Genomic DNA, 10,177 nt, shown 5'->3' on the forward strand with positions numbered 1-10,177 from the left:
ATTTCATTTTCAACACCTGTTCTTTATAAGGGACAGATTATTTTAAAATAGTCGTGGAGATTGCATAGCACCAATTTACTACACTACCTACCATTAATTACCAATACTATCACTTACTTTCTCTATAAGATCTCTACCTTCTTTACCAACCAGATCTTCTATTTTCATATCATCATAGAGAAATCCATAAATTATTTCTGCAAAAGCATCATTCTTGTATTTATTACTTCCTTGAAATAAAATTATAATTCCATTACGGACACTATAAAAATTTTCAAAAATAAACTCTTCCTCTTTATCATTTATAAGTGTGGCTCTTATATAACCATGATTTGAACCAATAAATTCTTCTTTTGGGATATATGATTTTTCTAATATTTTTATTACTGTATTAATTTTTTCTTTATCAGTAATAACTACTTCTTTTTTTAATTTCTGCCCTTGATCGTATCCTCTGTTAACAACCGTTATACTTTTTATTTTTCCATTGAAATCAAAGTTACTTTTTGTTGTATCCTTTTTACATGAAATTATAGCAAAAAGTAAAAGGCACAGAATAAAATTAATTCTTTTTTCCATTTCTTATTTTATAGGTTTTTTTATTGTTGATTTTAATATTGATTCAGAAACATAAGCGGCGGCTCCAGTTCTTACACCAGTAGGAAGTGAGGTAGTAATTGTTGACGTTACCCCAACATAATTTGGAGTAAAATCAAAAAGACCGTCGGTTCCCCAAAAAACATTACCTCCAATAGAACCTATTCCTCCTGAAATTCCTTTTGTAAATCCTTCAAGTGAACCTCGGTTAAATTTAGATTTTCTTCCTATATTATGAATTCCACCTATTTCGATGCCAATACTTATAGAGGCACCTACATTTACGGATGGATTTTTTGATCCATATAGAAAAACACCTCCCGCATCTTCACCACTAAGAAATGCTACAACATCTAATTGACCTGAAAGTCCACCTCCTAAAGCTCCCCCAATACCTAAACTTACTTGTATCGCATCAATTTGACCTATTGTAGATTCTAATTTATTAAGATAATCATCCAAACCTTTATGAATTAAAGGTTTTTTGGGTTCATACTTATTAGTTATTGGCTCTACAGTTCCACTATCAGGATTAATAACATCTAAGTCAACTGTTACATCCACTTTATCTGTTTCTATAATTAATGCTTCTTGATATTCTCCCTTTAAATTTTTAGTTCTTATAGTGATATCTTGTGGTCCCATACCAGTTGGATCAACAAACTTTAGGGGACTATTATAGACGTAATTATAAGGAGACCAAGATAGATAGTCTTCTGCAAGAGGATCAATATTCATCCAGCGTCCAATAGAAGCATCATAATTTCTAGCAGAAAAATCTAACCATTTCAGTCCAAGTTCATCATTTTCTTCTTTTCCACCAAAACCATAGTTATGATTTCTTCCAGTTATTACATTGTTATACCCTCTTTGTTTTAATCCAAATGGGTAATAATTACTTTCTTCTTTAATTTCAGAAGTAATGTCAATTACTCCATTACCATTCATATCTTCATAAGAGATTCTAATGTTACCTAAATGGTCTTTGAACTGAAATGTATAACTCATCTCGACTCCGCTCGATGTAACAGTTGGTTCTACATATCCTTCTGCGTGATTGAAAAATTGTAAATTCTCGACACCATTATTGTCAATCTTGTAGACAAAATTCCCAGCATATTGCGTAGTAACTAAACTATTATTTTCTGAAACTATTTTAGCCATTTTTATTCCTGTAGCATCGTAAATGTAAGAAATGTTCCCGCTATTGCCAAAATTAATTGTTGTTGGCAGATTTAAGTGATTGTAAGTAATACCGTTAGGAATAATTTCTTTGTTTACATCAGCTGTCATGTTTCCATTTACATCATACATGTAATCATTTTCAGGTGTATGTACATCTTTAAAACCAGCCGTATCTGCAACATCGGTAACTTTTAGTAATGTGTTACTATTGCTGGCATAGTTGTAAGTTAGTTGGTCAATAATATCCACTGTAGGGTTTGCAACTTCTGTTATTCCCATTCGTTCTAATGAGAGAATGTTTCCGTTTTTATCATAGGATACGTTATTTAAACTGTAATTCTCGATATCATTATTAGTAAGACTCGTTAATACTTGTCCACTTTGGTAGGTAGCATTTGTAATTCTATTAAGTGCATCATATTGATATCCATAACTTCTTAAATTGAGATCATTGGCGGTTTTCCAATGGGTTTCACTAATATTTCCATTGAATAGTGTTGTAGTTCCCAGTAAATTAGATGTATCATAATTTATTTTAAAAGAAAATAGTTTGTTTTGATCATTTGCATCTACATCATTGATTCCTTTAAGCCAACCACGAACAGTATAGCTATAATCAATTTCTTGAAGTGGATTTACTTCTGTATTTCCAACTTTTTTGCCTTCTAAACTTCCTAGTTCATCATAGGTATTCGCAAAAATTAGTTCTTCTTGTTGATTATTGATTTGTTGTTTTTGAGTAAGTAAACGCCCCACATGGTCATAGGTAAAACTATCAATGGTTACAATAGGTGTATTTCCATTTTTGGTATGTACTGATTTTGTTTCTAATACTTTTCCAGCAAAATCAGGTTTTGTTTCTATTATATCTAACGTATTTAAATACTCATTTTTTGAAGCTACATAAATAGAGTTTCCTTTTTTATCATAATGTGTTATGGTAGTAATCCAATCATTTGTACCTAATACTCGCACCTTCGTTCCTGTTGGTAATGTTTTTGTATTCCCTGCTATTTGAATATCATACACTTGTGAGTTTGGCGACAAAGTCAACGACGGCTCATTAAAATCATAGTTATCATAATAATTTAAAGTGTGTATTTCTACAATGCCAGGCGAAGCTAACCCATCGTAATAATGATTATCATTACCAATTGGTGTTGTAACGCGAAAAGCATTTAAATTTTGACTATTATTAACGATTTCTTGCATTTGTATACGTGTCAACGAATACGTGGGTTTCCAATATAGTCCTGTCATCACGGGTCTTGAAAAAGCATCATAATGTGTAACAAACCATTTATCTTCCAAGCGAAGCTTTGCATCTTGTAAAAGTGCTGGACGATTGAGTTTATCATATACAATATATTCCCATCCTTTACTTGGTATTTTCTTTTCTACAACTCTGTTTTTATAATCATAATGATAGATGTAGCATAATCCTTGTACTACTTCAGTAGCAATTTCATAGTTAGTTGTTGAACTTGGTTGCGTCCCTGTAAATATTGGAAAAGCTGATGTAATTGTTCCACTACCACTAATATGTAATGCATTTTCTTTAATTGAGAACTCATAGCTGAATTCTTCACCTGAGAATGTACCAAGTGTTACATCTGAAATTCTTCTTTTGAGTCCCAAATCAACCACTAAACCTTCTCTAAAAGCAAGTGGTTTTGTGGTATTGATATTCATTTGTACTGATACCACATCGTTTTGATCTACTGAAATATGCATGCCACCTTGTCCACCATATTCATTTTGAATAGTTACATTTAAAATATCTGAGTTAGGATATTCTTTTAATTGAGATAGATAATTATCCGTAAACTTTTCGTCTACTTTTAAAAGTGACACCCATGGAAAATTTTTACTATAATTTAGTTTTGTGTTACTACTAAACGATTGATTGAGTCCAAGAAGTTTTCCTTCTCCTTCAATAAATAATGCATTATTTTTTATCAAAAATGTATACTCATAATTTTCTGCCTTAATAACACCTAATTCCGTATCTTTAAATTCCCCTAAGTCTTTTAAAGAAACAACTTCTCCTGTTTTAAGAGGTAATGGCTCATTGGTAGAAAAGTTGATATTTAAAATCAGTTCATTGGTACTTGTATTTCTATTGATTGAAAAACCACCTTGTGCGCCATATTTATTTTCTAAATCCGCCGTTAAGATATCATCATTTTTATATGCGCTTAATTTCTTTTGATATTCTCCTGCCAACTCTTTATCCACCAAAACCAAGTCTAACCATGAATAATTTCGTCCAGTTAATCCCCCTGTTTGGGTAGTAGTCGTAACAACAATATCATCCGAAGCTTTTGGCGGAATAACATAGGTTAAATTTTCATATTTGTCATATACATAATAAGTATCGTGTTTTTTATTTTTGTTAAACGTTCGTTTTAAAATCACTCTTCCAAGTTTGTCGGTGTATTCCTCTGTTGTATGATCTTTTGAAAACTGTTGATTGGGTGTCCAATTTTCGTCCTTGACAATGCTTTTTTGTAACGTTCCATTTGCATAATAACCTTCATACTCAAGCTGAGTCTGTTCAGTATCATTATTAGGATGCGATACCCCAAATTGCATTATATTATCTTTTTCAGGATTTCCTTCTTCAAAGGTGTTTACCTGATATGCAAACTTGATAGAATGATCGTTGTCTGAATTTGGACTTACTGCCCAAGAGTTACCCGGTGCGCCTTGCTTTAAGGGTCTGCCAAGTGGCGAATCATCAAGTATTGTTTCTGAATATGGATTTAACGTATTTTCATACTTATCAGTATTGTAAAATGTAGCCTGATTATTAAATGTATTAGTATGAATATTTCCGTTGAGCGTACTTGTTGCATACGGAAGATATTCTTTGGTCATACGCCCATACTGGTCATATACAACAGGAACAATGATATCCTGTTGTTGTCCACCAGCTTTTACTGAGATTTTCTGAAACGTTCTACCGAGTCCATCAAAATAAGTAACGGTTTCTAGTTTTTGATTTTCAGGAATATTTCCGTCTTGTGTTTCATTTTGATATGCTGTAGTTTTCGTATAATTTTCTGTGGTCGTTTGTCCAATGACTAACATTGGAACCACTATAACGAGTATATATAATAGCTTTTTCATCTTAGTCATTAGTTTTTATAATTGTATTCATTGGTACTTAAAAGGTTTTTATCGGCGTCTTTCACAGTTTTTAATCTGTTAAATTCATCATATTCATAATACATAGTATAGCCTCTTGCATCCGTTACGCTTGTAATTCCAACAAGTGGATCATAGGTGTATGATGTCATATTTCCAGTTGGAAACGTATCACGAAGATTCTGTAGGGTCTGTCTAAGAAATTCTTCGGACATATCATCAGCATCATTGTCAGAAGTGTGCTGTACTGCTAAAATGATATCATTTTGCGTATTGGTAAAGTTAGCGTAGGAAGTATTTTCAATTTTAGCTACAGGTTTTGTAGTATTATACCCCCAAACTAAACAGATGTGTATTCCATTTTCATTATGATATTCCAATACATTTCCGTTGGAATCTCTTTTATCAATCGTTGACAAAGTGGTAAAGTTATTTGTCCCTTTCGCAGACTGATTGCTTTTATGATTTATGATACCTTCAAACAGATCAAAACTATATTTAGTTCTTGATAGTAATTGACTCTGATTGTTAAGTACACGTATACTTTTATGAGAAACTGGCGTAGCAATTCTATTCTGAGTTACTAAACTATTTACATAAGGTTCATTAGATACTTCCGAATCAAAAGGATAAGTAAACACTGATTTTTCTGTACCTTGTTCGGTGAGTACTTTTTGTTCTTTTACAAAAGGATAGTTTGTATCATACTTTATTTCTTGAGTACTAGTGAAACTTCCATTATCTAAATAATTAGTAGTAGTAACTTTTGTGTTTAGATTCCGTTCTATATTGATTTCTGATGTATGAAGAAAAGCTCCACCTATACCACCTTGAACGAATGGGCTACCTGAAATAGTTGTTTCATAATTTAATAGTATCGTATCAAATATCTCGTAATCAAAGTCAAAGTCTATTTGATTCTTAATAAATCCATTCTCAGAATAATGTCTTTCTCGTATTAATTTTCCTCTTTTGATATCGTAATCAATAGCATTTAAACTAGGGTATGAGCTGTTTCTTGTGAGAAAGATATCGCTTACCGAAGTGTTATAAGCATGAACCGTAGTTTCTGATTCATTTGGATGTGTATTTGCAGAAGTATAGTTGTATTCAGTATAACCATTTCCAATCTCTTTTTTAATCACTCTAGCATACCCCACAAAACTTCCATCTGTAAGTTCCAAACTGGTTTTAGTTTTATCGAAATATGTAAAATAACGTTTCCAATCATTTTCAGGTGCGGTCATTGAAAAATTATGAAACCAATAATTACTTGGTAAATCACTTGATTTATTTATATAAGCAAATGTTGGCATTTTATTAATATAACCAGAAGAAGTTCCATTTGAATTTGTATACTCATAGAAAATTTTTCTTGTTCCACCTCTGCCATCATGAAGCGTTTGTTGTTTTATTCTAGCACCTCCAGCGATATATTCTGCTCCTTGTAAATTAAAGGTGTGGTTTTCATACTTAAAGTGTGAACTTCCTCCTGTTGGATATATGATTGTTTTAAGTGTGGCTGTTAGTGAATACGCATTGGGTTCTAACAAATATTGTCCGTGGATTATTCGATAGTTAGAACCATTTGTTCTTTTAAATGGTAATACCGAGTTTTTTCCTTGGTTTTTATAAAAATGTAGTATCGCATTTGGGGGGACTTCTGTATCATCTGTTGAAGACCACTCAAAACCATTGTTGTTGAAGTAGCCTAGATAGTCTCTCTGAAACGAATCTCTTCGTGGTAATGGATTGTCGTAATTGTAGTCAAAAGAATGCTCTTTGGCATTTACCGTAGTATTACTTATTGGTAACTCTTTTACCTTTTCTAATCGTAATCGCTTACATTCTTTTTCATTACAATTCTCCAAAGAATTGAAATAAGAATATTCAAATTCAAAGTGTTTTACAAGCTGATCTAAATTGTTCTTTATTAGTATTTCAGTAAGTGCTTTTTCTCCAACATCGTCTATTCTATTGAGTCCATATATAAATTCTACTGTTCCTTCATCCCATTTGATTTTTTTTAATCTATGCGCTTTAGTGGTACGAGTTGATATAGAATTTTGAAAATGCATATCCCATGTTCCATTACCCAACGCTACATTAGATATGGGCGTGTAATAATAATCATGTATATCATCTGTATCTAATGGGTCTTGATAGGTAGCTGTAATATTTTTAATTCGTTCAGGTGTTGCTTTGAAATACGCTTCATATTCAAAAATTACTTCTCTATTGTGTACAGGGTCAATAATTTTTGATAGATTCCAATTGGTTGAACCAAGTCCTTCATTAGCAGAGTTCCAAAATCCACGGTATGTTGCTTCACTATAATCTTTGGTATCAAAGATATATTTAAGACCGTTCGTATTTACTACCTCAAAAGAAGGAAAATCTAAATACTCATAATTATAAAATGGAATTCCATTGACATAAAAACTAGCAGGATCATTTCCATGTGATACATCGATAAGTCTTGGAATTATAGATGTAGTTCTTTGAAGTTGATTCTGTACTTTTACCCCCGAATGATCTAAAAAGATAGCATTAAACACTCGATTGGCAAATGGTGTAGTGTTGTCCGTTGGATTTTGATCTTCTAAATAAAATTTAGAGCTAAGTCCAGGTGCATTTGCATAGAAGAAGTCAGGAGAGGAATCAATTTTACTCCATTCAGCAGCAGCTTCGGAATCAGAATGTACCCATCCAGTTGGAACTTTATAATAACTAAATGGTTCAGGTGATTTTCCTCTATGATTGCCTATTTGTGTAACAATGGTTTCATAACTCCCTGCATTATCTCCTGTATCATCAGGCACAGCGTAACCAGTACCATAAAAATCATCGTCACTTAAGTCCTTAACTACTTTTAATATGCTTCCGTTGGCATTTAAACTCCAACCTAAACCTACATTAGATGCAATATCACTCACTTTTATTCCAGAAGTATTGTAACTTAAAGAAATAGGCACATTGATATCTCCAATAGAAATATCATATATTGGAATGCCAACATTGATTTTTCCTGTATACAAATTCTCAGGAATTAGATTGCTTTCATGGAAAGCTTTGACTGATGGTGTTGCAAAAACATCATCGCCTGGCGCACCTCTAAAATAATTAGGCTTGCCATCTTGTGCATTTATGAACTGTAGAAATACAATACATAAAAGATACATTAAATAAATTTTCTTCACTTTTTTAAAATTTTTTAAGTTAAACATAAATGTGTTGGAGTAGTGACTCCGCTTTCAGCAGACTATTTTTTATACTATTGTTGTATGACGTAATTGTTTAGGGATTTTATTTTTGAAATACTTGTTTAAGCACTTTGTAAATACTTTGAGAATTTATTATTCTTACGATGACTTACTGGCAAGGTTATTTCTCCTTTTAAATGAACAAGACGGTATTTACGTTCATATAGCGTTAGTTGTGAAAGATTTATAAGGTAGGAACGGTGTATGCGTATAAATCCGTCAGATGTTAATTTTTCTTGATAATATCCAATCGATTTGGAACTTAGTAGTTTTGTATTATCATTTAAGTAAAGCCACGAATAATTTTCGTAGGCTTTTACAAACAGAATCGTGTGTTTAGATATATATTGTCCTTTGTGTTTACTACCTAAACAGATATAATCTTTATTATGTAGTATTTCTTGTGTATTTACTATGTTATTTTCTACTTGTACCATGCAATAAATAGTTGTTTTATTAGTATTGGATATATAAGGGTATCTGTAGGTATTTATCTACAAAGAAAACTGCTTTTTACATACAATGCTGAAATTTTGTATAAGCGTTAAATTTTGTCTTTAAAATTTAATATAATTACATTTTGTAAAGGTTTTAATTTAAATTGTAAAGCTTTTAGGTTATAACATTACTATTTATATGGCAAAAACATAATTTTGTTAAACAAGAGTTAATTGCTAAAATTGTAATGAAGAAAAACTAAAGATTACACTCAACAATGATTATATTTTTAAGATCAGTTGTGTAGTTTGGAGATAGATTATTTTGATGCATCACTTATGAAGAGCCAAATTTTTGACTAGTGCTATTAAGAGTGTTTTTCCACATTTTTGAGTTCAAGTTATCAATGATTGCTATCAACTGTTTGTGATCTGAATTACAAACTTCAAACATATTGAGTTGTTGAACTTCTTCAGGAACTAATCCCATAACGACAATTCCCGCTTTTTTAAATTCAAATCCTTTTTTAAATATTGATTGCATTGCTTGTTTTGCATACTTGGCAATTACAAGGCTCGAATTTGTTGGATAAGGAAGTTTCACTACCAATGAATTATTGTATTGTGGTAAATCTTTTCTAAACCTGTTAGAGCGAATAAAAATCATTATCAGATTACAGCAACTTTTTTGCAAGCGTAATTTTTCGGATGCTACACAGGCATAGCTGGCGATAATTTCTTTTAAGTCTTGTAGATTATTTTTAGTTTTAGCGAAGCTTCTTGTAACAGCGATAGATTTTTTATTTTCAATTTCTTCCAATGATAGTGTTGGAATGCCCTGTAAATCTCTTTTGAGTCTAAGTCCTACAACAGAAAATTCTTTACGAACCCAATTATCAGGTGCATCAGCAAATTGAATTGCTTTTGAAATCCCGTAATGGTTTAGTTTACTTGCATTACGTCTACCAATTCCCCATACATCTTAAACACTAAGCCAATTAAGTGCTTTTTTTCTTTTCAGTTCTGAGTCCATCAGATATACACCACCTGTTTTTTTATCAAACTTTTTAGCAATTCTGTTAGCTACTTTAGCCAGTGCTTTTGTCGGTGCAATTCCAATACTCACGGGTAATCCTGTACATCGTAATGCAGTTTCTCTAATTTCCCGATCAAGTTTATCAATATCAAAACGATCGTAACCTTTAAATTGGAGAAATGATTCATCTATACTATAAATTTCTATATCTGGTGTAAAACTTGCAAGAATATGCATAAGGCGATCACTCAAATCACCATAAAGTGCATAATTGGACGAATACACGTGTACATTACTTTCTTTGAATGTTTTTTCAAATAAATGAGCGACTGCACCCATTGAAATACCAAGTGCTTTGGCTTCATTACTTCGAGAAATCACACAACCATCATTATTAGATAAAACAACTATTGGTTTGCCATTTAGTTTTGGATTAAAAATACGTTCGCATGAACAATACATATTGTTTACATCAATTAGAGCATACATACGCAAATACATTTTGAATT

The 10,177-nt window shown here is 31.8% G+C and carries 7 protein-coding genes; all 7 read right to left on the bottom strand.

The window, feature by feature from the left end; genetic code table 11:
* Positions 1 to 93: 93 nt before the first annotated feature.
* The 7 genes from ACQ654_RS04930 to ACQ654_RS04960 all read right to left on the bottom strand — a co-directional run bounded on the left by ACQ654_RS04930 (position 94) and on the right by ACQ654_RS04960 (position 10,157).
* Positions 94 to 579 (bottom strand): hypothetical protein, encoded by a 486-nt coding sequence (locus ACQ654_RS04930; protein ID WP_430409210.1) that lies wholly within the window; start codon positions 577 to 579, stop codon positions 94 to 96.
* 3 nt (positions 580 to 582) lie between these two features.
* Positions 583 to 4,914 (bottom strand): DUF6443 domain-containing protein, encoded by a 4,332-nt coding sequence (locus ACQ654_RS04935; RefSeq protein WP_430409211.1) that lies wholly within the window; start codon positions 4,912 to 4,914, stop codon positions 583 to 585.
* Positions 4,915 to 4,922: 8 nt separating this feature from the next.
* Positions 4,923 to 8,132 (bottom strand): RHS repeat domain-containing protein, encoded by a 3,210-nt coding sequence (locus tag ACQ654_RS04940; protein WP_430409212.1) that lies wholly within the window; start codon positions 8,130 to 8,132, stop codon positions 4,923 to 4,925.
* 125 nt (positions 8,133 to 8,257) lie between these two features.
* Entirely contained in the window at positions 8,258 to 8,632 is a 375-nt protein-coding gene (locus tag ACQ654_RS04945; protein ID WP_430409213.1) for a LytR/AlgR family response regulator transcription factor, read from the bottom strand.
* Between the two features lie 259 nt (positions 8,633 to 8,891).
* The gene (locus ACQ654_RS04950; RefSeq protein ID WP_430413000.1) at positions 8,892 to 8,966 is read right to left on the bottom strand and encodes a DUF4113 domain-containing protein; all 75 of its coding nucleotides are present in this window, start codon (positions 8,964 to 8,966) and stop codon (positions 8,892 to 8,894) included.
* A gap of 3 nt (positions 8,967 to 8,969) precedes the next feature.
* A complete protein-coding gene (locus tag ACQ654_RS04955) occupies positions 8,970 to 9,452 on the bottom strand; it encodes a hypothetical protein (protein WP_430409214.1) in 483 nt (160 codons plus the stop codon).
* A 162-nt stretch (positions 9,453 to 9,614) separates the two neighbouring features.
* Entirely contained in the window at positions 9,615 to 10,157 is a 543-nt protein-coding gene (locus tag ACQ654_RS04960; protein WP_430409215.1) for a hypothetical protein, read from the bottom strand.
* Between the last annotated feature and the right edge of the window lie 20 nt (positions 10,158 to 10,177).

Origin of the sequence: Kordia sp. (assembly GCF_965283645.1) — a bacterium.
GTDB lineage: Bacteria > Bacteroidota > Bacteroidia > Flavobacteriales > Flavobacteriaceae > Kordia.